A 24,437-nucleotide genomic window follows, 5' to 3' on the forward strand; every position below is an offset into this window, starting at 1 on the left:
TGATAAATTTTTTTAAACTCAAGCAACTGACCTCCCAATAAATTCCTCCTCAGTTTAACGTATGACTATCTATTTTCAAAATGGGCATTAAAACAATTTAAAATAAGCTCTTAGATTGATTAATGAACCATTCTTGATCCAAAAACCCTGTTAATCCCTGTTTTTCTATTCCTTCCTTTTTGTCGAAATCCCCCAGACTATCTAAAGTTTTTTTTGAACAAAACAAACATAATGAACATTGTTCATTTATACAATAGAAATTCGAGAATTTTTTCTGAACGAAAATTAAAAATCCTCCGAATTATAAAAAAACGGGCATTTCCTGAATTTAAAGAAACCTAACCTAACAAAATAGCCACCAGTCTAGGATGTTGGATCAAGGCAGCAGACCCATAATGAAACTGTCTTAAATTAGTTAAAAAATCAACCAACATGGAAATTCAATATTTAGACAAACCTCTCGATTCGGATGACAACATGTTTGATCTTTATGAAAAGTTAGACTGGAACAAGTATTTAAAACTAACTAAAGAAGATTTAAATATAGCGATGGAGCAAAGTTGGCAGGTCGTATATGCCTATCACAACAAAACCTTGATTGGAACCGGACGGGTGATTTCCGATGGTATTATAAACGCATACCTATGTGGTGTTGGGGTTATTCCAGAATTTCAAAACAAAGGAATCGGGCGTCAAATCTGCAAATTACTAATCGAATCATGCACCAAAAAAGGCCTTCATATTCAACTTTTATGTGAAGACCATTTAATTCCCTATTACAGGAGATTTGGATTTACTGAATTCGCAATTGGAATGAAAAAAACCGGAGATTAAAGATCTATCTATTATCTTTTGACGAGCATCAACAAGAAATCTTCAAAAGCATCGTACAATAACTTCTCTGGATCCTGCCCTGTGGCGCCTTTTACACGCTCTCTGATATACAGGGAACACATTCCATGCACACAACTCCAAATGGTAAAGGATAGGGGCTGAAGACTATGTCCTTTGAAGTAACCTTGATCCATACATTCTTTGACTGTATTTCTCAAGGCATCAAATGCATTGGAGCCCTCATGCCAGTTTTGCTCCTCTTGCTCTTTGACAAACTCCATAGGCGCCCGCATATTGAACATCAAATCATACATTTGAGTATTCTCCAGGGCAAATGACATGTAGGTCCTTCCCAAGGCTTTCAATCGCTCCATAGGATCAGACACATGAAACAAAGTCCTCATTTCCTTGGCAAGCTTTAAAAAACCCTCCGAATGCAACTCGTGAAGAATCTGATTTTTATCCTTGAAGTATAAATATACAGTACCCACACTGTACTCGATTTCTTTGGCAATACTGCGGATTGTTGTCTGATCAATGCCTTTTTCGGCAAACAAATCCTTTGCTGCATTCAAGATCAAGGCTCTCAACTCTTCCTTTTCTTTGGCTTTTCTTTCTGCTACTCCCATACTTACGCTTTGAACAAGGCAAATTTAGTGAACATTGTTCAAAATATCAATCCGCTTTTCACTGGGGCAGACAGGCTCAACAAAGGAATTTTTCGATTGACGAGCTTCCAAAGTCAGATTTGAAAAAGGAAGTTGAAAAGTATCTCAATTGGCCCTATCTTGTCACCCCATACACCAAGCCTTTTTTCTTGTATGACAACCACTAACCGTTTTATGCTTACCGGCATAGTACTCGCGCTATTCGCTTCCTGCCAAACTTCCTCTACGGAAGCACCCCTATCCAAGCTCAACCACGAAATCAACGTGCTATTCGAAGAGACAGCGGGTGACTTTGCCCTGGCGTTCCGCTTATTAAACGACACCACACAGACACTCCTAATCAACGAACGGGAAAGCTTTCACGCTGCCTCCACCATGAAGACTCCCGTGATGATCGAGGTGTTCAAACAGGCCGAGGAGGGCGAGTTTTCGCTGCGGGATTCCATTCCGGTGATCAACGAATTCACCAGCATCGTGGATGGCAGCAACTTTTCCATGGATCTGGGCAGCGACTCCCAGGAGGAGCTGTACAGTAGGATCGGCGGACAGGCAAGCATCTATGACCTTACTTACCAAATGATCATCAAAAGCAGCAACCTGGCCACCAATATCCTGATTGAGCTGGTCAACGCAAAAGCCGTCACCCAGACCATGCGGGAACTGGGCGCGGCTGACATTCAGGTGCTGCGGGGCGTGGAAGACCAAAAAGCTTTTGATGCCGGCATGAGCAATACCACCACTGCCTACGACTTGATGGTGGTTTTGGAGGCCATCGCCACCGGCAACGCTGTAAACCGGGAAGCCAGCAAGGAAATGATGAAAATCCTCGGCGATCAGTATTTCAAAGACCTAATCCCCAAATACCTGCCCGAGACGGTTCAGGTAGCCCATAAGACCGGCTCCATCACAGGGGTGCAGCATGACTCCGCCATCCTCGAGCTTCCCGATGGGAAGCGGTATGTGTTGGTACTTTTGTCCAAAAACCTTACCGATGCCGCCGCGGGAAAAGAAACCATCGCACAGGTCAGTAAGCTCGTCTACGAGTATGTTTCCTCTCTAAAACTCTAAAAAACTACCAAGATGCAACGATTTTTACTGGCCCTTTCTTCATGCTTGCTACTGGCAATTTCCGCCTGTTCTTCCCTAAAGGTCGGGAAGGCCATAGAGCAATCGGAGGTTTTCAACAAATCCGGTTTTACGGGATTTATGCTGGTGGATCCGGAAAAGGACAAGCCGCTTTATGCCCTCAACGAAAACCTTTATTTCGTTCCCGCTTCCAATACCAAGCTTTTTACCTTTTACACCTCTTACAAACTGCTCGGTGAACAGGTATACGCACTCAATTACCTCGAAAGTGGCGATTCCTTGATCTTTTGGGGCACGGGGGATCCATCGTTGCTACACCCGGACCTTAAAGGCGGCCAAGCTTTGGAGTTGCTTGGTAAAACCGACAAGAAACTATACCTGGCGGACAATTTTCCGCAGGTGAGGGCAAATGGCCCGGGCTGGTCTTGGAGTTGGTACACCTATTATTTCGGTGCCGAGCGCTCCGCTCTGCCGATCTACGGCAACGTGGTACGGTTTTCCAAAGCGAACGACTTATTCCTTTACCCAAGGTATTTCGGCAAGTTGCTTTACCCGGATCCCGCTTTCACGGGATCACAACCATTGAGGAAATTTTATGAAAACAGGTTTCAGATACCCTTGCACTGGCCGGATGGAAGCAATTTTCAAACAGATAAACCCTTCATTACGTCTGCCCACCTTACCGCCTCCCTGCTCCGCGACACCCTAGGCAAAACCATTCAGGTGATCCCCTACAATATCGCCAAGGGAAGAAAGCCCCAAAAGCTACCTGGACTGGGAACCGCCCAGATCTATAAACAAATGATGGAAGACAGCGACAATTTTTTGGCCGAACAACTGCTACTGTTGGTCTCGGATCGGCTCACCGATTCGCTTAATACAGCTACGGCCATCGATTATGCCAAAAAAAACCTGCTCGATGACCTCAGCCATGAACCCCAATGGGCAGACGGATCCGGCTTGTCCAGCGACAATAAATTTACGCCCAAAAGCATCATCGAATTGCTGGGGAAAATACGAGCAGAAGTACCGGAGGAAACCATTTTCGACGTGTTTCCGGCCGGAGGCACAAAGGGAACCATCCGCTCCTGGTATAAGCCCGACGAGGGGCAGCCAGCCTATATTTACGCAAAAACGGGCACGCTCAACAACTCCATCTGTCTGAGTGGGTACCTGCTGACCAAAAGTGGAAAAACGCTCTACTTCAGCTTTATGCACAACAACTACCCGATTCCCTCAGATGACCTTAAGCGGGAGATGGAAAAGATCCTGTACCAGATCCACCAACACTATAGGTAAAGAAATATCGTTGCTTTTCTAGCCAAAAAACCTTTCCACTCCACATCGCAGAGAACACCAATCACAAAAAACCAATTATTATTCGTAAATTTGCCATTCTTCATCAAGTCCTGCCCAAAACCATTTTACATCAACTACGATAAGCATCCACTTAGGCTAGTTCTTTTCTTGAAACCATTCGGAAAATCTGGATTACCAAGTTTTGCCAAATCTTACGCGACCTGATGAACAAACCTTATTGAACGAATAAAAAATGACGCAATTATTTTTGAATTTTTTCAAGCCCAAGCAGGCCAACCTTAAAGATGAAGTTCTTTCCGGGCTAACAGTGGCCCTGGCCCTTGTTCCCGAAGCGGTGGCCTTTTCACTCATAGCCGGTGTCAGCCCACTTATTGGGCTTTATACCGCCTTTATTATTGGACTCATCACTTCTATACTGGGGGGCCGGCCCGGTATGATTTCCGGCGCAACCGGTGCCATTGCCGTGGTCATCGTTGCCCTCGTTGCACAGCATGGAGTCGAGTACCTATTTGCTGCGGTAGTATTGATGGGATTGATACAAATTCTCGTCGGAGTGTTAAAGCTTGGTAAATTGATCCGTTTGGTTCCTCATCCGGTGATGTTTGGTTTTGTCAATGGATTGGCCATCGTGATTGCCATGGCACAGTTTGACCAGTTTAAATTTACCACAGAAAGTGGTGCCTCTGCTTGGATGACTGGCACCCCACTACTAATTATGATCGTACTGGTAGTTTTAACCATGGTCATTATCAAGTTTCTACCCAAACTGACCACCGCCATACCCTCTGCACTAGCGGCTATTTTGACCATCAGCCTCGTGGTAATCTTTGCCGGAATAGACACCCGAACGGTAGGGGACCTCGCCTCTATTAGCGGCGGTTTACCAGAATTTCACATTCCCTTGGTACCTTTCACTTGGGAAACCTTGATGATCGTCCTGCCATATTCCGCCATCATGGCCGGAGTAGGCTTGATCGAAAGCCTACTGACACTTACCTTGATCGATGAAATTACCGAAACGAGAGGGCACGGCAACAAAGAATGCGTTGCACAAGGAGTAGCCAACGTCACCACAGGCTTTTTCGGAGGTATGGGCGGTTGCGCCATGATCGGTCAATCCCTGATCAACGTGAACGCAGGCGGTAGAAACCGGCTATCCGGAATCGTGGCTTCCGTAGGTCTACTGGTTTTTATACTCTTTTTATCCACCTATATAGAGATGATACCCATGGCGGCGTTGGTAGGTCTGATGTTTATGGTGGCCATAGGCACCTTTGAGTGGGCATCGTTGAAAGTATTCCGCAAAGTACCCAAATCCGATGTCCTGGTGATGGTGCTGGTAACCCTGGTTACGGTATTGTTGCATAATTTGGCCCTGGCGGTATTGATCGGCGTGGTGATCGCTGCATTGGTTTTTGCATGGGAAAACTCCAAGATGATCCGTGCGAGAAAAACTATTGACGAAAATGGCGTGAAACATTACGAGATCTACGGTCCGCTGTTCTTCGCCTCCGCGTTGGCCTTCGGACAAAAATTTGACCCAGTAAATGATCCTGACGAAATCATCATCGACTTTGCCGAAAGTCGAATCGTTGACCATTCAGGCATAGATGCGGTGCACAAAGTCACCGAACGGTATGAAAAGTTGGGTAAAACCGTCTATATAAGACATTTAAATACAAGCAGCAAAGTACTGTTAAACAAAGCGGAAAAAATCATCAACGTGAACTACACCGATGACGATCCTTCATACAAGATCGTTGTCGAAAAGAACGCCTCCAAATCATTCGTATAAATCAAGTGCCTCCAGTTTCCTAAACAGACCGCAATCGGCTGTTTGGGTTACAGGAAGGGCTTACTTTTTCCTGAAATTGATCCATAGAGATGCGGCAAGTGCCAAAAGTGCGGACCCAACGGTCAAGGCATCTATCAACGTGGGTGACAACCTAATGTCCAGCATCCTGTCCAGCAGGTAGCTGAAATAGGAAGAGGGCAGGTCATACTCCCCCAGTTTACGCAGCACCTGCCAATGCCAATCTGTCAGCGGGCAGTAGCCAAAACCATACCATATCCCCAGAATTCCCCACGAAGCGAAGGTAAGCAGGATGCAGGCAAGGTGCCATCTGCGCCATTTTTTGACGATCCATCCGAAAAGGTTGAACACGATAAGCAGGTTATGGACAACAAGAAAGAAATAGTCCGCAAGGATCAAGTATGTGCCTTCACTCATATTCATTTCGTTTAGCCATTGGTTCCATTTCCTTCCATGTGATTTCCAAAAACCGACGACAACACCGGTCTTTGGTTAGCGTATGCGTCACTTGGAACCGTATGTATCGAAAGCCAAGCGGGCGATCTGCCCGATGATTTCATCCGCTTGCTCCAAGGAGGAAAACCCCTCCACAAATACACATAGCGCCAGGGGATGCTCCCCCAGAAAAAGTCCTGCATCACCCCGCACATAATCCAGCGTACCTGTCTTATGTGCGACCGCTGTTCCATCTGGGAGTTGGGAAGGAATGGCATCCCGATCTGCACAATCCATTAACAGTTCTAGTACGAAGGCTGTACCCTTAGCGTCTAGGTACTTACCCTCAAAAAGTTCCAAAAGCATACGAACCATCTCTTCGGCACTAGTATAGTTCTGCCTACCGGCGGTAATGGCGTCAAAATCCATCATCAGTCGATTTAGCTGGGTTTGCCGGAAACCGTTTCGCTTTAGCCAGTCTTGAATACGCTCCATCTCCACAGATTGAATGAGCAAATTTGTGGCAGTATTGTCACTGATGCGGATCATCTCCCTGGCCAAAAACTCCAAGGTATAGGCACTTCCGGGCTCCTGATACTGCAACTCTCCAGCCCCTCCTACTCTATCGGACTCCTTTAATACGATTTCTTCGGAAAGCGCCCATTTACCAGTCTGTACATCCTCCATTAAGGCAATTAAGATGGGTACTTTGATAATGCTTGCAGAGGGCACCTGTTTGTCCTGCTGATAGGCTGTAGTTGACTGCGCACCGGGTAAACCGATCTGGAAAGAAACCTCCACACTGTCCGGCAAATTACTCAGATAGGTAGCTAAGGGATCTGGTTTGGCACAGGAAGCCAAGAGCATCCAAAGTGCCACTAGAATTCCGGCGATTACATCAGAAAATGACCCAAAGCCTGTGGAATGCCTTTGGGATTGCAGACGTTGTTTCATATAGCTAAGGGATCAGGTATTCGTAAGTAGATTGGACTCCCAAAGGAATGCCGAGCGCCCAGTATACCAGCAGGAATACCGTCCACGCTACCAAGAGAACCAGTGTATAGGGCAACATAATGGAAACCAGCGTTCCGATACCCGTAGACTTCACGTAGCGCTGGCAAAAAATAACCACCAATGGAAAATACGGCAGCAAGGGGGTGATGATATTGGACACGGAATCGCCGACCCGGTAAGCGGCTTGCGTGAGGTCAGGTGATATTCCCAACTGCATCAGCATGGGCACAAAGATGGGGCTAATCAGTGCCCATTTGGCCGAAGCTGACCCAACCAGTAAATTGACAAATGCACTCAATAAGATAATACCGACAATGGTCAGCTGCCCGGGCAATTGCAGGCTTTGTAGAAAGTTTGCCCCCTTCAATGCCGTCAATGCCCCAATATTCGACTTGGTAAAGGCGTCTATAAACAACGCACAAAAGAAGGCCATCACAATATAGTGTGACATACTTCCCATGGATTTGCTCATAGAGGCCACCACATGTTTCATCTCGGTGTAATTTCCGGATGCAAAGCCAAAAACGACTCCCGGGAACCAGAAAACCAAGAAAATCAATGGAACAATGGACTTCATCAACGGCGCCGCAGAGGTAGTCAGCTTACCGGTTCCATCCCGCATCGCAGAACTATCCGGCCAGGACCAAAGGACCATGGCGACAAGAAAAACCAGCATCACAGCCGTCGCCAATTTAAAAGCAGCCCTTTCCTTTGGCTGAAGTTCTTCCATCTTGGGCACATCATCCAGTTGATCATCAACTGGCGCTGAACGGTATAGACGAGGCTCGATCACCCGGTCGGTCAGGTACCAGCCCACCCCTATAACCACCAAACTGGAAAGTCCGGTAAAAAATATGTTATTCAACGGATTCAATTCCACCGAGGGATCAATGATCTGCGCAGCCGACTGCGTAAATGATTGCAAAAGGGGATCTATGGCCGAAGGGATAAAGTTGGCACTAAAACCACCGGACACGCCCGCGAAGGTGGCAGCTATGCCCGCTATGGGATGGCGACCTGCTGCATAAAAGATGACTCCCCCAAGGGGAATGACCAACACGTACCCTGCATCGGCTGCGGTATGGCTTACAATGGCGACGAGGATTAAGATAGGGGTCAGCAAGGATGCCGGCGTAAAGCCCAGGAGGTACTTCAATCCGGCATTGATGTATCCACTGTGTTCGGCCACACCCACCCCCAGCATGGCAAGCAGCACCACGCCCAAGGGAGGGAAATTAATAAACACTTGGATCATATTGGAGAGAAAGGAAGCGAGCTGAGCACCCGAAAGCAGGTTTTGGATGTTTAGCTTTTCACCCGTTCTCGGATTTACCTCCCCAAAATCAATAGGCGCCAACAATGCTGAAAGCACCCAAACGAACATCATCAGTACCAAAAACAAAATCGCCGGATCGGGGAGCTTGTTGCCCACCCGTTCAATCAAATTTAGAAAACGGTCTAGCAGGGTGGATCTTTTGGTGGCTTCTTCCATGGAATTCGGGTTTGGTGTTGGAATGTGCCAAAAATAAGCAGCTTGCCGAAAAATACACCATGGCATGCATCATTTTAGCTGCTAGTGGGCCAATTTTTGAGAAAAAAGACAAATCTCCAACTTTGTGATAGAAACACATCCCCTTTTTTCAGATATTAGTAAAGTCAACGTGCCCTTCCTGGAAGGCTACTGTAACGAAACACCCCATGAAACGAACCATACGATATAGCATGCTATGCTTATTGCTAATAAGTACCCACCTGTTGCTTGCCCAAGGACAAGAGCGCATTGTCTTATGGCCCGAGCAAGTTCCCGGGGAGACTGGACCAAAAACTGCTGCCGTACGAAAACCGGATAAAAGCGGCTTGGTAACCAGGGTCTGGGATGTCACCAATCCGTTACTTACTGTATTCAAACCACAACCCAGTATTAAAAACGGCGACGCAATCATCGTTTGTCCTGGAGGAGGTTACCGTTTCTTGGCCATAGACAAAGAGGGGTATGAAGTAGCCGAATGGCTGACCTCACTGGGATATACGGCGTTTGTGTTGGAATATCGGGTACCGGATAAGCAGCCCGAAGCGTTAATGGACTTGCAGCGGGCCATCCGGGTGGTGCGCAGCCGCGCCGCCGAGTGGGGCGTTGAATCCGGCGATTTGGGGGTAATCGGCTTTTCCGCTGGAGGCAGCCTGGCAGCTAGGGCATCTACGCAATTCAATACGTCGGCCTACGTATCCATTGAGGATGATCACCTGATTTCCGCGAGACCGGATTTTGCCCTATTGATTTACCCGGCCTATCTGGACCTCGGGGAAAACCGGAGTTTGACACCGGAATTATCCCACTTGGACGAAGCACCTGCCACCTTCTTATTCGGCACCGCTGACGATCGGCATGGCAACAGCGCGCTGGTCTATGCCGGAGCCCTCAGAGACCATAACATCCCGGTGGAACTCCATTTCTTGCCTACCGGAGGGCACGGCTATGGGCTGCGGGCCGGTAACGTAGCTGCAGAAAGCTGGCCTGAGTTTGCAGAGAAGTGGTTGGAGAGGAGGTAGTGGGTGGAAATAAAGGATTTGTACAGGAGGACGTGGAAATTCAATAAAATACCGATTTTTACCCCCCTTCAATTTCTTATTTTGAACTAAAAACCCACAGAAACGAAAAAAATCAGGACATAAAATCCAGTGCATTGTAAACCGAGAACCCCTGGTAATGGATTTTGTCAAGGTTTTTAAGCAGTGGCTAACCCCTTTTTGGAAACCAACTCCGTTTTGTCAAGTATTTTGCACGATATACTTGACAAATTACCTCCAATCCCTATTTTTCCACACGTCGGCTCTATAATTATTCACGATCGAACCTACGCCAACTTGCTTCGAATACGCATCAGAACTATCCACAGAGGTTTAAAAAATTATCGGTGACTGAAATTTTTTTTCACCGGTGTGGCAGTATACTTGTTGGATCAGAGAAGGATTTAACGCATGCACATGAGGTACCTAGCTATTCTCATAGGGCTGATTCTACTGGTGGCGGCCGGCCTGGATCTATTTGAGATTTATCCCATAAAAGGTATTCAACTAATTTTCGGGATGTATGCATCAAGCATGCTGTTGTATGGGATACTTAGAGGGAGGAAGTTGAAAAATGATCCGCAGGCGAATAAGTAGGCCTTAAATTTTGGTTTCTACAGGACTGGCTTCGTTGGCCTACGGCCTTCCTAGCCAGTCCCTCGTGACTTGATTTTTTTTGCGGTATTCTCTCCAATTTAAGTTCCATGATTTTCCGCTGGATGGCAGTTCATCCGAACGCATTCATTTTCCATGACTTTTCGTTCCGGCATATCGACAGCCAGGTCTGTTTCAATAGTGCTGTTCTGGCAGCCTCTTCGGTAACAGACGTATACATTTAGCGCATGGTACACACATTGATGTTAAACTAAAAAGAGAACTGAAAAAAGACAACGAAGCATTCCTCTCACTTCTATCTTACACAGGTATGACCACTCAATAGCTATCTGAATACTAAAATGGAACAAAGGAAGACCCCCTGGTGTAGGAGCTGTAACCCAAAAAACACTGAACGTACAAATTTAAAATTTTAAGATAATTACATCCTTTGGAGGCTTATATACCAAAGAGATCGCTACCTGTAAAGCAATTTTAAAAGAAACACTTGTAGATTAAATCTCCTCAAAAAACCTCCGATTCCAAGGCCAAAAAGGCAGCTGTACGTTGATCACTGCCCATAACCGGAAGAACGGTGACCTCACAGACATATTCCGTTTGATCCCGTCGGTAGTTTAGGATTCGCTGCGTAAACTCTCCTCCCCCACGTAGCTTCTCTTTAAAGGCTTCCTTATCCTCATGAGTGGTACCCGGTCCCTGCAAAAATTGAGGACTCTTTCCAACGGCAAACATTTTGGGGTAGCCAGTCATCTCATGAAAGCCATCTCCTACCCACAATATGCGGTTATCAACGCCAGTAAGTAAGACTGTCTGATACCGATAGTTGTGTAATCGATCCCAATCAAACACCCACCCTTTTTGCTTGGCAAAAAATCGAAGGGTTTGGATCTCTTCTTCCTTTTTAAATTTTTCCACCAAATGCCGAAACTCACTGGCGTAAACATCCCAGCATAGTAATGGAGAAATGGTACCGACTTCTTGCTTCTTCTTGAAAATCATATCTGTTACTCCTCGCAATTCTGCACCACCGAACCTATAAAATGTTTTATTGATTCATTTGGCAGTTTTTTTCTAGGCACTAAACTATAAGACCTTGCATTTGTTTAAAAATTTTCGCCTTTTTTGACTCATTCGTTGAAATTACTCGCTACCTATAGGCAAAATGCCCTGATATGCCGTATATTTCGATATGTATTCAAATATATATCGAAAGTTGCGAACAGTAGGTGCTTCTCTTGCTATCCTTTGGATGGCCATTAGCTATACGTCCTACGGACAGCAAGATTCATCTTACACACAAGTCAAAAAAGGTAATTTGATTTTTTCGTTGGGAGAGGTGACTGTTTTAGCCGCCAAATCCGACAGTTCCTTGCACATCACAGCAGCTACGATGGCTAAGTTTAATCGTACTGAGGTATCGCACGCCCTCAACCTACTCTCTGGCGTGACATTGGCGAATATCGGCCCTAGAAATGAATCGGTGGTGTTTGTACGTGGGTTTGACCTTCGGCAAGTCCCTGTTTTTTTGGACGGGGTACCCGTCTATGTTCCTTACGACGGCTATGTCGACATGGGCCGATTCACTACGTTTGATCTCGCCCAAATCCAGGTTTCGAAGGGATTTAGCTCCCTCCTCTATGGAGCCAATAACATGGGCGGAGCAATTAACCTAATCTCCAGGCGCCCAACGAATCGGCTTGACCTGGACGCCCGGGTTGGGGTTTTTAGCGGTAATGGCCGCCAGTGGAACCTCAATGTCGGCACCGCCTCGGAGCGCTATTACCTGCAATTGGGCATTTCCCAAATCACACAGGAACACTTTCCTCTTTCCGGAAACTATGCATTGAAAGAACAAACCGTGGAGGGGCGAAGGGATAATTCCTACCGAAATGACTTCCGCGCAAGCGCCAAAATCGGATTTACTCCGAATCAAACGGATGAATACGCCATCGGCTATGCACTCCTGCGGGGAGAAAAAGGCACACCTCCCTATGTAGGTGCGGATAGCCGTATCATGACCCGCTACTGGCGGTGGCCCAACTGGGATAAAGAAAGCCTATACCTTATCTCAAAAACAGCCATTACCTCCTCCACTCAGCTAAAGTCCAGGATTTATTACGACACCTTTGATAACTCCCTCTTTAGCTTCGATGATGCCACCTATACGACCCAAAATAGGCCCTTTGCGTTTCAAAGCTATTACGATGACTACACCGTCGGAGCTAACCTGGAAACTGTGACCAGCCTATCCGAAAAATTAACCATGAATCTAGGCGGGCATTTGAAACGGGATGTGCATCGGGAAAACAATCTGGGCGAACCCCAAAGCGTGTTCTCAGACAACACCTACTCCATCGCCCTGGAGACTCCCTATGCGATTACCCCGGCCCTTTCGATCGTTCCGGGGTTAGCCTTTAATTCCCGTGCAAGTACCGAAGCGAAAAACTTCGACCGGCAGAATGATTCCTTTATGTTTTTTCCAAACAAATCCAATCAAGCACTGAATGCACAGATCGGATTCTTCGCCCAGCTAGCCAATGGACACTCCCTTGATGCCAGTATTTCCCGGCGAACCCGCTTCGCTACCATCAAAGACCGCTACTCATTCCGCCTTGGATCAGCTATTCCCAATCCATCCCTCCATGCCGAGCATGCGGTGAACTATGACCTAACCTACTCCGGCTCCATTGCCTCCTCATTCAGCTTTTCTACCAGCCTTTTCCGAAGCGATATCGCCGATATCATTCAGCGCGTGGATGATGTGGAGCCCGGCTTGTTCCAGCTTCAAAATGCCGGCAAGGCCCGGTTTATGGGCCTAGAAGCAAACCTGACACAAAAACTCACCCAGCAGATTCAAATTGGGGCAAACTACACCTATCTTTCTCGGAGAAACATTACCTCGCCCGAAATTCGATTTACCGACGTTCCAACTAACAAGATTTTGCTGTTTGGCGATATAACCTTCCAACGAAAGTGGAACCTCCTCACAAATATGGAATACAACAGCCGAAGGTACAGCACATCTTATGGAGCCACTGCAGACGCTTTTGCCTTGGTAAACACCCGCATGGCTTATCAGCTATCCGGGGCTATCTCCATAGAAGGAGGAGTCAATAACCTATTGGATAGCCACTATGCCTTGGTGGAGGGATTTCCCGAACCGGGCCGTAATTTCTTTTTGAATCTGGCATTTACAATGAACAAAGAATGAGCCCTTTCTCAAGGAACATCATCCGGCTTGCACTCATAGTGGCAGGGGCGGGGAGTTTCATCCTGCTTCCCGCATTCCGTACCACCTATACCGCCACCCCTCTCCGATTGGATCATCCATCCTATTTTGGAAGCCGATATACGATACCCGCAGACAACCCCACTACGGTGGAAGGCGTGGAACTTGGTAGGATGTTATTTTATGAACCCCTGCTATCGTCAAATAACAACCGATCCTGTGCGTCCTGCCACCAACAGGCGAATGCCTTCGCAGACCCCTCGCCAAAAAGCGTGGGCACCAATGGAAAAACTACCCAAAGAAATGCCATGTCGCTGGCCAATCTCCTATGGGTCAACAACCTTTTTTGGGACGGGCGTGTCAACGGATTGGAGAAACAAGCGCTTTTTCCACTAACTCACCCGGATGAAATGGGACAGTCTTTGGAAATGTCGGTTCGCAAACTCAGCACTGTCCCCACGTACCCTATTGCGTTCGAACGGGCCTTTGGAAGTAGGGAAATCAGTCCGGACGGAATCTTGAAGGCTTTGGCTCAATTTCAGCGAACGTTGATTTCTGCAGGCTCGCCCTACGATGCCTACCTAAACGGAAACTATCGGCTTAGCCCTCAGGAACAACGCGGCATGGAACTCTTTATGACCATGCCCCAACCTGACAGGGCCATACGTGGAGCCAACTGTGCACATTGCCACGGTACTCCCAAAATGTTCAAGGAACTGTTTCACGACAACGGTCTCGCCCCAACACCGGATGATCCGGGCAGGATTTCGGTCACCGGTGACGCCCTGGATAAAGGCCGATTTCGGGTTCCTACCCTGCGTAATATCGCCCTTACGGCTCCCTACATGCACGATGGACGCTTTGCCACATTAGACGAGGTACTTGACCACTATAGCGAAAGCATCCAACCAAACGATCAGGTGAGTCCCTTTATACGGGAGGTTGGCAATGACCCCGGGCGATTGGGACTAAAGCTCCACGACCAGGAAAAAAAGGACATCATCGCCTTTCTTCATCTGCTGACCGATTCGTTGTTTATTACCAATCCTTCATTTTCAAATCCCCACACACCATGAACAAACAGCTAAAAGCCTCCGCATGGTGGCTATTGCCCATTTCTATGCTGATGTTGATTCCATCGAAAGCAGCCTTCGTCCAACAAAGCGGTGCCGTCGTAATCGTGGGTGGAGAGGTGCAGACCCCCTTAAGTCTGCGCATAGAAGATCTTTCCACATTTGAAAAATTCACCCACACCACTACCGAACGTAACGGCACAGAGGCTATCTACACCGGAGTAGCCCTCGTTGATGTGCTCTATCGGGCGGGGGTGAGTTTGGGGGGCGATCTTCGGGGCGAAAATTTGGTCAAATACCTGATCGCCAAAGCCCGCGACGGTTACGAGGTTCTCTTTTCCCTACCCGAAATCGATCCCGAATTTACCAATGAACGGATATTATTGGTGTACGAGTTAAATGGCCAACCTCTGCCTGCGGGTACCGGGCCCTTTCGACTGGTGGTACCCCAAGATAAACGGTCAGCTCGTTGGATCAGGGAATTGGTGAGTTTGGAGGTTAGGTTTGCTCCTGCAAACTAGGCCAATAAACGTTTAATTTACGGATTACTCGGACCACATGCTGATAAGTTTATTTTCCCAGGTGGCTTTATAAGCGGACATTTCTGAGACGATCACTTCATAACGGCTCAAAAACCGTCTCCCGAACTCGGTTAGCTCTGCGCTTCCCCCTTTTGCTCCGCCCTTATGAAAGGTAACAAACGGTTGGGGGCCTCGGGAATTGAGGTCTTGGATCATGTCCCAGGCCTTCTTATAGGACATACCCATCTGTTTGGCGGCGCTTGATAACGATCCCAGCTCCTCTATCCCCTTTAGCAACTGATCTCTTCCGGGACCAAAAAACCGCTTACCGTCAATCTCAAGCCATAAGCGGCATTTCAACCTTTTTTCCTCCATACTTAAAAGTAAGATAAACTAGGTAAAAGCCTCGGTTTCCTAAGCAAAAAAATTCTAATAGGATGGGAATTGGGATTTAAAAACAAAAAATACTGCGGGAGCACCGATAGATATTAGAGCTCCCGCAAAAAGTTGGAAAGTAAAAAATCCTCAACGCTAGAATCCGGCTCGCATCATAGTATGAATGGGTGAATCTAGCTCTAATTTAGAAACCTCATTCAGTGTTTGAATATCCAAAATCTGAATAGTTGTCCTATCCGGCTTGAGTATATATAGGAACCCCTCCGATGCAGCTAACACAGGGCTAGGCTCGTTCATAAGCCGATACAACTCCAGCGTAGGCATCTCTTTTCTCAGCACTGTTCCTTCAATATCCCCTGCGGCAGCAATGCTTTGGCTCCTCATTTCCGAGCTGGTAGCCGTATCAAAAACCTTTACTTCGTCCTCTGCGGTGTGCACTATCAAATATCCTCCTCCAGAACTAAGGAAATATGATTTTAAGCTAGGAGCATCCACTATTTTCCGAACCGAATTGGTAGAAGGATTAACCTCAAAAACACCATGATTCCTTGCATAACCATAAAAAACATCAATCGCATCATGGGTTTTAATGGTTCCGATCCAATTGCCAGAGGTAGGGGAAAGAGTCGAAGGATTCGGGATCAACTTGATTTCATTGTTTTGACTGGCCACCAAAATACCATCGGTAGAACCAAACGCAGCAAACCTTCCATTGGAGGCATCTCCATGGATGCCCGTTACGACCGCTTCCTCGTTCTCGGCTACTACCTCTCCCTGCGCGTTAACAAGCTTGATGGACTGTGGCAGCGCTCCCGGCACCGCTTCATCCTTGTAGGTGACGGCGTATTTGTTGCCTATCAACCAAGTAGCGGCACCATGATGGACTCCATTACCCAAATCAGAAATGTGCAGCGGCTGAAACGTAGGGGTCTCCATCGTGGATTCCCTGGCAACGACCACACTGCCATCTCCATCATTAAATATGATAACCTGACCGTTTGTTGCCGAAAAATGCGTTGGGAGTGGCGCTTGCACGACCGCATCGAGCCATTTAGGCGAATACTCGTGACCATGATCGCCATGGTTTTCTATACCCGTATCAAAAAACCTAACATTGCCCTGCTGTCTTTCAATAGAGATTACATAACGGCCGGAGGAAGACAGGTAATTCGCCGCGCCCTCTGTAAATGGTGATACGGACGGGCTCGAGACTTCATTCTTCACCGGATTGATCATACGGATACTGCCGTTTGTTTCCCAAGCGGTCAGTCTAATCCATTCGCTTTCCAATTCAGCATAACCTTCTTCATCGTGTATAACTGGGTCTACGGTATCTTGGCAGGAAGTCCCAACGAAACCTAGGCAGGCGAGTAGTAGTAGATTAATTTTCTTCATAAAAGGATAAATTGTTTTACTATTTTTATGCAATATTATTGCATTTGCATCTTTGTTGCAAAAAAAATAGTGACTATTTATCCAGCCCGTTTAAGAAGGTGATCCCCTGCCTATTTCCGAAAGATTAATTACAGGGTGAATCAATCCACACAAACCTGCCTATGCGTTGAAAAGATATGGCTATGCTTCACGCTACCTCGACGCTAAAAACCCATTCACCTGCACCCAGTGTATAAAAGCGGCAAACCAGCGATTGCTCGTGCGATTGGGATTGCCTAAACCAAATCCATGCCCCCCATTTTGATAGAGATGGAATTCCACCGGTATGCCCGCCTTGTACCAAGATTCGACCACTCCGAATTGTCCTCTGAACAAAAAATCGTCCGTAGCGATGACATTAAACATGGGAGGGGCATTTTCGGGCACTTCCACCGGCCCCATGCCGCCATATATGGGACCAATAAAAGCGAGCTTCATGGTTTTAGAGTGCAGCGTCGAGTGCATCGTCAAGCCTGCACCTGCGGAGAATCCGATCATTCCAATACGATCAGTATCCACACCCCATTCTTCTGCACGGTCAATGATCATTTTATACGCAGCTTCGGCATCGGAAAGCTGATTGGAAAGATCCATCTGAGGAGGCCTTGGTGCTGAATTACTGGATGATGCTCCTTCGGCGGGTGGTGCGGGGGTACGTGGTCTGTTCATCCAATCGGAAAACTCATCAAATGACTCCGGGGTGGGAAACAACCGGTATTTCAGTACAAAAGCCGCAATACCCTGCTCCCTCAATGCCTCTGCCACCTCCCAGCCTTCGTTGCCCATGGACAACCAACGAAAGCCACCCCCCGGTGCTACGATTACTGCTGCTCCGGTTGCTTTCGCTGGATCCGGCAAAAAAGGAGTTAAGGTAGCCTTGGTGATGTTACGGGCCATGGGATCTCCCCATTGGCGAAACCAGGTTTCCTGGGCGGGTTGGTTTTCTACCCCGCCTGTACCTAACGGAATGGCGTTGGGCTCCTCCGGATTATCAAGTGGATAAATGGTGCCGTCTTGCGCATGCAGTGTGCCGACAGAAAAAACAAACAAGGCCAAAACATAAACCGAGGCCTTTAGTAAGGATGTGTTGGTCATGATAAGGGGTTTAATAGGTTACGTGTTAAAAATACGTATTTAACCCGAAAAGATAATGTCTATTAAGAAAAAAAGCCGGTATCTCTACCGGCCTTTTAGGGTCATTTATTTTGCGATCTGATCGGCGAGCCAGTCACCCACCTCGGAAGTCTTATAGGCCTTGCCGTCTCCAGCCAGGTCCTCGGTTACAATGCCTTCCTCAATGGATCGGTTTACCACTTCTGAGATCAGATTTGCTTCTTCCTGTAGGTCAAATGCATACTCAAACATCATCGACGCCGATAGCACCGTCGCCAATGGATTGGCTATGTTCTTACCAGCCGCCTGCGGATAGGATCCATGTATCGGCTCAAAAAGCTTGATATCAGAACCAAGAGAGGCAGAAGGCATCAAGCCCATGGAACCGCTGATGACCGAAGCTTCGTCGGTAAGGATGTCGCCAAACAGGTTTTCGGTGATCAGCACGTCATACGACTTTGGCCATTGGATAAGCCTCATGGCTACGGCATCCACAAACTCATACTCCACCTTCACGTCTGGGTACTCCGGTGCAAGTCGCTGTACGGTCTCCCTCCACAATCGCGAAGTCGCCAACACGTTTGCTTTGTCTACACAAGTAAGCAGCTTACGACGTTTACGGGCAAACTCGAAGCCCATTCGCGCCAAACGTTCTATTTCGAATACATTGTATACGCAGGTGTCGAATGCCCTATCGCCCTGCTCGTTACGGCCACGAGGCTCACCGAAGTAAATACCTCCCGTCAGCTCCCGAAGGAAGACAAGGTCTGTGCCTTCTATGCGGTCACGCTTAAGGGGCGATTTGTCTATTAAAGATGGAAATGTAAAGGTAGGACGTACGTTGGCAAACAGCCCCAGCTTCTTTCGCATAAGAAGCAATCCTTGCTCAGGACGCACTTTGGCCGAAGGGTCGTTATCGTATTTGGGATCACCGATGGCACCAAAAAGCACGGCATCTGAGCGAAGGCACACCTCATGGGTTTCGTCCGGGTAGGGCAAACCCACTGCATCAATGGCCGCTGCACCGGTAAGCGCTTTTTCAAAGGTAATCTGATGTCCGAACTTCTTCGCTACGGCGTTGACCACCTTTACCGCTTGGTCTACAACCTCAGGTCCTATACCGTCACCAGGTAATAGGGCTATATTCATTTCCATAGGTATTCTTTTTTACTGATTTGGTTTTGTTTAATTGTTCAATGATGTTGAGCATTTTCTCGGTGGCCTTCATAGCTGCAATGGTCTGATCGCTATCCAACCCTTTGGTTTTGAAGATTTTTCCGTAATCCCAGGTAATTACACACTCCACAAAGGCATCTGTCTTTCCACCGGGCGGAATGGAGATATGAAAGTCTGTCAACTTCGGAAGCTCCTTTTTCAGCGCCTTGTAAATCTTTTTTAGCGCTTTCATAAACGAATCGTACTGACCGTCTCCGGACGCATTCTGTTCGTAAAATTCGTCGTAAACCTTCATCCGAAGCTGCACAGATGGCTTCAGACCCTTGGAATGCACCATGTGGTACCCATCGATACTGATATCATTTTTGATGCTGTTATTTTGTAACACATCTGCGATGATATAAGGCAAGTCTTCCGTGGTGACCCGCTCCTTCTTATCCCCCAATTCGATGATTCGTTGAGTCACCCTTGCCAACTCGTCCGGCTCCAGGGAAATACCCAATTCCTGTAAATTTTTCAGGATATTGGCTTTTCCGGATGTCTTGCCGAGTGCGTACTTTCGGGTTCTGCCAAAACGCTCGGGCAGCAAGTCACTAAAATACAGGTTCTTCTTGTTATCTCCGTCTGCGTGGATTCCTGCAGTCTGTGTAAATACGTTTTCGCCCACTACCGGCTTGTTTGCCGGGATATGCAGGCCGGAAAACTGTTCTACCAGCTTACTGATCCGATATATCTTATTCTCCTTTACCGAAAGCGTTAAGTCAGTAAAATCCTTGATTACGGCCACTACCGACTCCAAAGGAGCATTGCCGGTTCGTTCGCCCAAACCGTTGACCGTGGTGTGGATGCCTTTGGCGCCACTTTTCACCGCCTGTAGCACATTGGCCACGGAAAGGTCGTAGTCGTTATGCGCATGGAAATCAAAATGCACTTTCGGGAACTTGCCTGTAATAAGGTCCAAGAACGTTTTCACTTCCTCTGGCTGCAGCAGTCCCAAGGTATCCGGAAGCATGATGCGGCGGACCGGTAGGGTGGAAAGAAAATGGATCAGATCCAGGGTGTAGGTCTCCGAATTCCGCATGCCATTGCTCCAGTCCTCCAGGTAGACGTTCACTTCTAGCCCATGACTGGCGGCGTAGGATATGCACTTTTCAATTTCTTGAAAGTGCTCCTCGGGAGTCTTTTTCAATTGGTGGGTCAGGTGATTCAGTGACCCTTTTGTCAACAGGTTCAGCACTTTGGCGCCTGCTTCTACAATCCAGTCAACCGACTTGGGCGTATCCACAAATCCCAATACTTCCACCCTACCCAAAAACTTCTTCTCCTTGGCCCAACGAGTGATTTTCTTTACTCCCTCCAACTCCCCCTCCGAAACCCTGGCAGATGCTACTTCTATCCTGTCCACCTTAAGTTCTTCCAATAGCAACTTGGCTATCTGAAGTTTCTCTGAAGGTAAAAAGGAAACCCCTGAGGTTTGTTCTCCATCCCTCAGGGTAGTATCCATGATTTCTATTTTCTTCTGACCACTCATCAACAGTATTTAGTAAGTAAAGAAACTAAGTGATTTACCCGAACGGAACGACCGGGAGGCCTCTCCGTACTAGGGACGACTTGCTGCAAACTCGGCGACCTCTTGCTTCAAGTTCAACAAGTAATCAATGTCGTCGAATCCGTTTTTCATGTTTTCCTTCTTGTAGTCATTGATATCGAATGACTCTGATCTTCCGCTACTCACTATCGTGATCGTTTGCGCGTCGATATCTACACGAACTTGTGTTTGAGGATCCTTTTCCACCTCTGCAAACATTTCCTCCGCAAATTCCGGTGACACCGTAACAGGGAGTACACCGATGTTCAGGCAATTATTCTTAAAGATATCGGCAAAAAATGAAGAAACCACACAGCGAAACCCGTAATCATAAATAGCCCATACGGCGTGTTCCCTGCTGGAACCAGATCCAAAGTTTTTACCTGCAACCAGAATTTTCCCCTCATACGTGGGATCATTCAGGACAAAATCCTTTTTGGGATTCCCGTCGCTGTCGTAGCGCCAATCCCTGAAGAGATTGTCTCCGAATCCCTTTCTCTCGGTTGCTTTTAGAAACCTAGCGGGAATGATTTGATCCGTGTCCACATTTTCGGTAGGCAGGGGCACTACTCGGCTGGTAAGCACATTAAATTTATCGTAAGCCATGATGCAAAGTCGTTATCAGTTATCAAATATTTCACGTGGGTCAGCAATTTCCCCAGCAATCGCCACGGCAGCCACAGTCAACGGGCTGGCCAGTAAAGTACGTGCACCAGGACCTTGACGTCCTTCGAAATTGCGGTTCGAAGTAGAAACGGCATATTTTCCAGAAGGAATCTTGTCGTCGTTCATCGCCAGACAGGCAGAACAACCCGGCTGCCTCAATTTGAATCCAGCCTCTTCCAAGATGGCAACCAAACCTTCTTCGATGGCCTTCTTCTCTACTTCCCGCGAACCCGGTACAATCCAAGCGGTGATATTATCTGCCTTCTTCTTTCCTTTTACAAATTGGGCTACCGACCGGATGTCTTCGATTCGGCCGTTGGTACAACTCCCTACAAAGACATAGTCCACCTTTTTCCCTTTGATTGGGTCACCGGGGTTGAATCCCATATAGTCCAAGGACTTCAAATAGGTCTTCTTAGTACTGCCATCCATTCCTTCTGTGGTTGGAATAATGTCCTTTACCTTAATTCCCATGCCTGGATTGGTACCGTAGGTGATCATAGGCTCGATATCGGCAGCGTCGTAGTGATACTCCAAGTCAAATACTGCACCCTCGTCGGTTTTAAGGGTCTTCCAGTTGGCAACCGCTTTGTCCCAGTCTTCGCCCTTTGGAACATATTGTTTGCCCTCCAGGTAGTTAAACGTGGTATCATCCGGTGCTATGAGACCTCCTCTGGCACCCATTTCGATGCTCATGTTACAGATGGTCATCCTGGCTTCCATACTCAGGTTTCGGATGGCACTTCCGGCATATTCGATAAAGTAGCCAGTTCCTCCACTCGCAGAGATTTTAGAGATGATGTACAAGATGATATCCTTGGAGGTAACACCCTTGCCAAGTTCACCGTCTACCGTGATGCGCATCTTTTTTGGCTTGGCCTGCATGATACACTGCGTCGCAAGGACCATTTCCACCTCTGATGTACCGATCCCGAATGCGATGGTACCAAAGGCACCGTGGGTAGAAGTATGGCTGTCTCCACAGACAATGGTCATTCCGGGCTGAGTCACGCCAAGCTCGGGACCGATTACGTGTACAATACCGTGATGATCTGTACCCAAATCATGCAGTTCTATGCCATATTTCTTGCAGTTCTCGCGCAGCTTATCCACCTGCATACGGGAGAGCTTATCCTTGATGGTCTTGTCCTGATCTACCGTAGGAACGTTGTGGTCGGGAGTCGCAATGGTCCTCTCGGGATACAATACCGGCACGCCACGTTGCTCCAGGTTAAGGAAAGCCACGGGGCTGGTCACTTCGTGAATAAAGTGCTTGTCTATAAAAAAGACATCGGGACCATTTGGGATTGATTTCACCACGTGGGCATCCCAAATCTTATCAAATAAGGTTTTCTTTTCCATTCTGCTTACTACTGTTTACTCATTTTTGCTTTACCGGCAGCTTGTTTAAGGCATCTACAAATGCCTTGGCCGAGGCCAGTACGATATCGGTTTCGGAGGCAAAGCCGTGATAGGGCTTTCCTTCACTCATTAGTCTCATGTGTACTTTACAGGTGTCATCACTTCCCTTGGTCATGGCTTGAATCAAAAATTCGTCCAAGATCACTTGGTGCGGGATCACCTGCTTGATGGATTTTATCACGGCATCCACCGGTCCGTTTCCTGATGCCGCTCCATGGCGTCGGGATCCACCCAAGGAAAGGGTGATGGAAGCACTTGCCTCCTTGCCTTCCGCACCCTGATAGGCCACCTCTTCTAGGGTAATCAGGGCCGAATGATCCATGTGCTCACCCATTAGGGACAGCAATTCCTTTCTGCCAATATCGCGTTTACTATCCGCTAATACCAAAAAACGTTCGTACACCTCATCCAGTTCACTGCCTTCCATGGGAAATCCAAGTAAACCCAAGTGGTGCTTGAGGGCCGCCCTGCCACTGCGCGCAGTAAGTACAATGGAGGAATCCTCCACCCCCACCTCTTTGGGGTCGATGATTTCATAGTTCTCCCGGTTTTTCAATACCCCATCTTGGTGTATTCCGGAGGAATGGGCAAAGGCATTTCTCCCCACAATCGCCTTGTTGGGCTGTATGGGCATGTTCATCAGCTTGGAAATAATCCGGCTGGTTTCGTATATTCGTTGGGTGACAATACCGGTAGTCACTGGTATCTCCTTGTGGCTCTTGATAGCCATTACGACTTCCTCCAGGGAGGTGTTGCCGGCCCTTTCGCCGATTCCATTCATGGTCACTTCCACCTGACGCGCACCGTTCATAACCCCTGCCAGCGTGTTGGCTGTCGCGAGCCCTAGGTCGTTGTGGCAATGAGTTGCAATGATCGCTTGATCTATATTGGAAACCTGCTCTTTTAACAGCCTTATGATCGCTCCATACTGTTCCGGCAGGCAGTAGCCGGTTGTATCTGGTATGTTTACTACCCGGGCGCCAGCAGCAATCACCGCTTCAACCATCCGAACCAGGTAGTCTGGATCTGCCCTTCCGGCGTCCTCTGCGTAAAACTCCACTTCCTCTACCAGATTCCGAGCAAACTTCACGGCCTTCACAGCACGCTCCATCACGGCCTCCGGCGTGCTGCGGAGTTTGTGTTGAATATGGTAGCCGGAGACCCCTATCCCCGTGTGAATTCTTCCACGCTTGGCATATTTTAAGGAATCTGCGGCTACCTGTATATCCTTTTCAACCGCTCTTGAAAGAGCGCAAATAATAGGATTAGATACTGCCTTTGATATTTCCATGACCGAATTGAAATCTCCAGGACTGGATATCGGAAAACCTGCTTCCAATACATCCACCCCCAGCGCTTCCAAGGCTTGGGCTACAGTGATTTTCTCCGCGGTGTTTAACTGGCAACCGGGAACCTGCTCCCCATCCCTTAGGGTCGTATCAAATATCCAAAGCTTATCTGCCATA

At 47.6% G+C, this 24,437-nt stretch carries 22 protein-coding genes; 9 read left to right on the forward strand and 13 right to left on the reverse strand.

Annotation, left to right across the window (positions count from 1 at the left end):
• Positions 1 to 432: 432 nt before the first annotated feature.
• A complete protein-coding gene (locus IAQ59_RS05165; protein WP_209329713.1) occupies positions 433 to 834 on the forward strand; it encodes a GNAT family N-acetyltransferase in 402 nt (133 codons plus the stop codon).
• A gap of 11 nt (positions 835 to 845) precedes the next feature.
• On the opposite strand, the gene IAQ59_RS05170 is transcribed toward IAQ59_RS05165, so the two are convergent.
• Positions 846 to 1,463 carry a TetR/AcrR family transcriptional regulator gene (locus tag IAQ59_RS05170; RefSeq protein ID WP_209329714.1) on the reverse strand — a complete coding sequence of 206 codons (618 nt, stop codon included), beginning with the start codon at positions 1,461 to 1,463 and terminating at the stop codon, positions 846 to 848.
• 192 nt (positions 1,464 to 1,655) lie between these two features.
• On the opposite strand from IAQ59_RS05170, the gene IAQ59_RS05175 reads away from it, so the two are divergent.
• The 3 genes from IAQ59_RS05175 to IAQ59_RS05185 all read left to right on the forward strand — a co-directional run bounded on the left by IAQ59_RS05175 (position 1,656) and on the right by IAQ59_RS05185 (position 5,703).
• Positions 1,656 to 2,570 (forward strand): serine hydrolase, encoded by a 915-nt coding sequence (locus IAQ59_RS05175; RefSeq protein WP_245189443.1) that lies wholly within the window; start codon positions 1,656 to 1,658, stop codon positions 2,568 to 2,570.
• Positions 2,571 to 2,582: 12 nt separating this feature from the next.
• A complete protein-coding gene (locus IAQ59_RS05180; RefSeq protein WP_209329715.1) occupies positions 2,583 to 3,887 on the forward strand; it encodes a D-alanyl-D-alanine carboxypeptidase in 1,305 nt (434 codons plus the stop codon).
• A 253-nt stretch (positions 3,888 to 4,140) separates the two neighbouring features.
• Positions 4,141 to 5,703 carry a SulP family inorganic anion transporter gene (locus IAQ59_RS05185; RefSeq protein WP_209329716.1) on the forward strand — a complete coding sequence of 521 codons (1,563 nt, stop codon included), beginning with the start codon at positions 4,141 to 4,143 and terminating at the stop codon, positions 5,701 to 5,703.
• Between the two features lie 60 nt (positions 5,704 to 5,763).
• Here the strand turns inward: IAQ59_RS05185 and IAQ59_RS05190 are convergent, their stop codons facing one another.
• The 3 genes from IAQ59_RS05190 to IAQ59_RS05200 form a co-directional block, all read right to left on the reverse strand.
• Positions 5,764 to 6,138 carry a DUF2784 domain-containing protein gene (locus tag IAQ59_RS05190; protein ID WP_209329717.1) on the reverse strand — a complete coding sequence of 125 codons (375 nt, stop codon included), beginning with the start codon at positions 6,136 to 6,138 and terminating at the stop codon, positions 5,764 to 5,766.
• Positions 6,139 to 6,225: 87 nt separating this feature from the next.
• Positions 6,226 to 7,110, reverse strand: coding sequence for a serine hydrolase (locus IAQ59_RS05195; protein ID WP_209329718.1), 885 nt, complete (start codon positions 7,108 to 7,110; stop codon positions 6,226 to 6,228).
• A gap of 4 nt (positions 7,111 to 7,114) precedes the next feature.
• Positions 7,115 to 8,662, reverse strand: coding sequence for an AbgT family transporter (locus IAQ59_RS05200; RefSeq protein WP_209329719.1), 1,548 nt, complete (start codon positions 8,660 to 8,662; stop codon positions 7,115 to 7,117).
• Between the two features lie 206 nt (positions 8,663 to 8,868).
• On the opposite strand from IAQ59_RS05200, the gene IAQ59_RS05205 reads away from it, so the two are divergent.
• Both IAQ59_RS05205 and IAQ59_RS05210 read left to right on the forward strand, forming a co-directional pair.
• Positions 8,869 to 9,720, forward strand: a complete 852-nt coding sequence (locus tag IAQ59_RS05205; RefSeq protein ID WP_209329720.1) for an alpha/beta hydrolase — start codon at positions 8,869 to 8,871, stop codon at positions 9,718 to 9,720.
• 435 nt (positions 9,721 to 10,155) lie between these two features.
• On the forward strand, positions 10,156 to 10,335 hold the full coding sequence (locus IAQ59_RS05210) for a hypothetical protein (RefSeq protein WP_209329721.1): 180 nt from the start codon (positions 10,156 to 10,158) through the stop codon (positions 10,333 to 10,335).
• A gap of 522 nt (positions 10,336 to 10,857) precedes the next feature.
• Here the strand turns inward: IAQ59_RS05210 and IAQ59_RS05215 are convergent.
• A complete protein-coding gene (locus IAQ59_RS05215; protein WP_209329722.1) occupies positions 10,858 to 11,352 on the reverse strand; it encodes a PAS domain-containing protein in 495 nt (164 codons plus the stop codon).
• Between the two features lie 214 nt (positions 11,353 to 11,566).
• Here IAQ59_RS05215 and IAQ59_RS05220 point away from each other — a divergent pair, with 214 nt between their 5' ends.
• From IAQ59_RS05220 to IAQ59_RS05230, 3 genes are read left to right on the forward strand one after another with little or no spacing between them, the layout of a single operon-like run.
• Positions 11,567 to 13,564: a TonB-dependent receptor plug domain-containing protein gene (locus tag IAQ59_RS05220; RefSeq protein WP_209329723.1), complete on the forward strand. Its 1,998-nt coding sequence runs from the start codon at positions 11,567 to 11,569 to the stop codon at positions 13,562 to 13,564.
• Positions 13,561 to 14,658, forward strand: a complete 1,098-nt coding sequence (locus IAQ59_RS05225; protein WP_209329724.1) for a cytochrome-c peroxidase — start codon at positions 13,561 to 13,563, stop codon at positions 14,656 to 14,658. Before IAQ59_RS05220 ends, IAQ59_RS05225 begins: the two co-directional genes overlap by 4 nt.
• Positions 14,655 to 15,176 (forward strand): molybdopterin-dependent oxidoreductase, encoded by a 522-nt coding sequence (locus tag IAQ59_RS05230; protein WP_245189444.1) that lies wholly within the window; start codon positions 14,655 to 14,657, stop codon positions 15,174 to 15,176. The genes IAQ59_RS05225 and IAQ59_RS05230 overlap by 4 nt, the downstream gene beginning before the upstream one ends.
• A 24-nt stretch (positions 15,177 to 15,200) precedes the next feature.
• Here IAQ59_RS05230 and IAQ59_RS05235 read toward each other — a convergent pair whose 3' ends face one another.
• The 8 genes from IAQ59_RS05235 to IAQ59_RS05270 all read right to left on the reverse strand — a co-directional run bounded on the left by IAQ59_RS05235 (position 15,201) and on the right by IAQ59_RS05270 (position 24,436).
• Entirely contained in the window at positions 15,201 to 15,551 is a 351-nt protein-coding gene (locus IAQ59_RS05235) for a winged helix-turn-helix domain-containing protein (RefSeq protein WP_209329725.1), read from the reverse strand.
• Between the two features lie 156 nt (positions 15,552 to 15,707).
• Complete coding sequence (locus IAQ59_RS05240) at positions 15,708 to 16,967, reverse strand: hypothetical protein (protein WP_209329726.1); 1,260 nt, start codon at positions 16,965 to 16,967, stop codon at positions 15,708 to 15,710.
• A gap of 192 nt (positions 16,968 to 17,159) precedes the next feature.
• On the reverse strand, positions 17,160 to 18,101 hold the full coding sequence (locus tag IAQ59_RS05245) for an alpha/beta hydrolase (RefSeq protein ID WP_209329727.1): 942 nt from the start codon (positions 18,099 to 18,101) through the stop codon (positions 17,160 to 17,162).
• A 105-nt stretch (positions 18,102 to 18,206) separates the two neighbouring features.
• Complete coding sequence (gene leuB / locus IAQ59_RS05250) at positions 18,207 to 19,274, reverse strand: 3-isopropylmalate dehydrogenase (protein ID WP_209329728.1); 1,068 nt, start codon at positions 19,272 to 19,274, stop codon at positions 18,207 to 18,209.
• Positions 19,243 to 20,826: an alpha-isopropylmalate synthase regulatory domain-containing protein gene (locus tag IAQ59_RS05255; RefSeq protein ID WP_209329729.1), complete on the reverse strand. Its 1,584-nt coding sequence runs from the start codon at positions 20,824 to 20,826 to the stop codon at positions 19,243 to 19,245. The genes leuB and IAQ59_RS05255 overlap by 32 nt, the downstream gene beginning before the upstream one ends.
• 69 nt (positions 20,827 to 20,895) lie before the next feature.
• The gene (gene leuD / locus IAQ59_RS05260; RefSeq protein ID WP_209329730.1) at positions 20,896 to 21,489 is read right to left on the reverse strand and encodes a 3-isopropylmalate dehydratase small subunit; all 594 of its coding nucleotides are present in this window, start codon (positions 21,487 to 21,489) and stop codon (positions 20,896 to 20,898) included.
• A 15-nt stretch (positions 21,490 to 21,504) separates the two neighbouring features.
• Positions 21,505 to 22,911, reverse strand: a complete 1,407-nt coding sequence (leuC, locus tag IAQ59_RS05265; RefSeq protein WP_209329731.1) for a 3-isopropylmalate dehydratase large subunit — start codon at positions 22,909 to 22,911, stop codon at positions 21,505 to 21,507.
• Between the two features lie 19 nt (positions 22,912 to 22,930).
• Positions 22,931 to 24,436, reverse strand: coding sequence for a 2-isopropylmalate synthase (locus tag IAQ59_RS05270; protein WP_209329732.1), 1,506 nt, complete (start codon positions 24,434 to 24,436; stop codon positions 22,931 to 22,933).
• Position 24,437: the final 1 nt, after the last annotated feature.

Origin of the sequence: Lunatimonas salinarum, from assembly GCF_017811155.1 — a bacterium.
GTDB lineage: Bacteria > Bacteroidota > Bacteroidia > Cytophagales > Cyclobacteriaceae > Lunatimonas > Lunatimonas salinarum.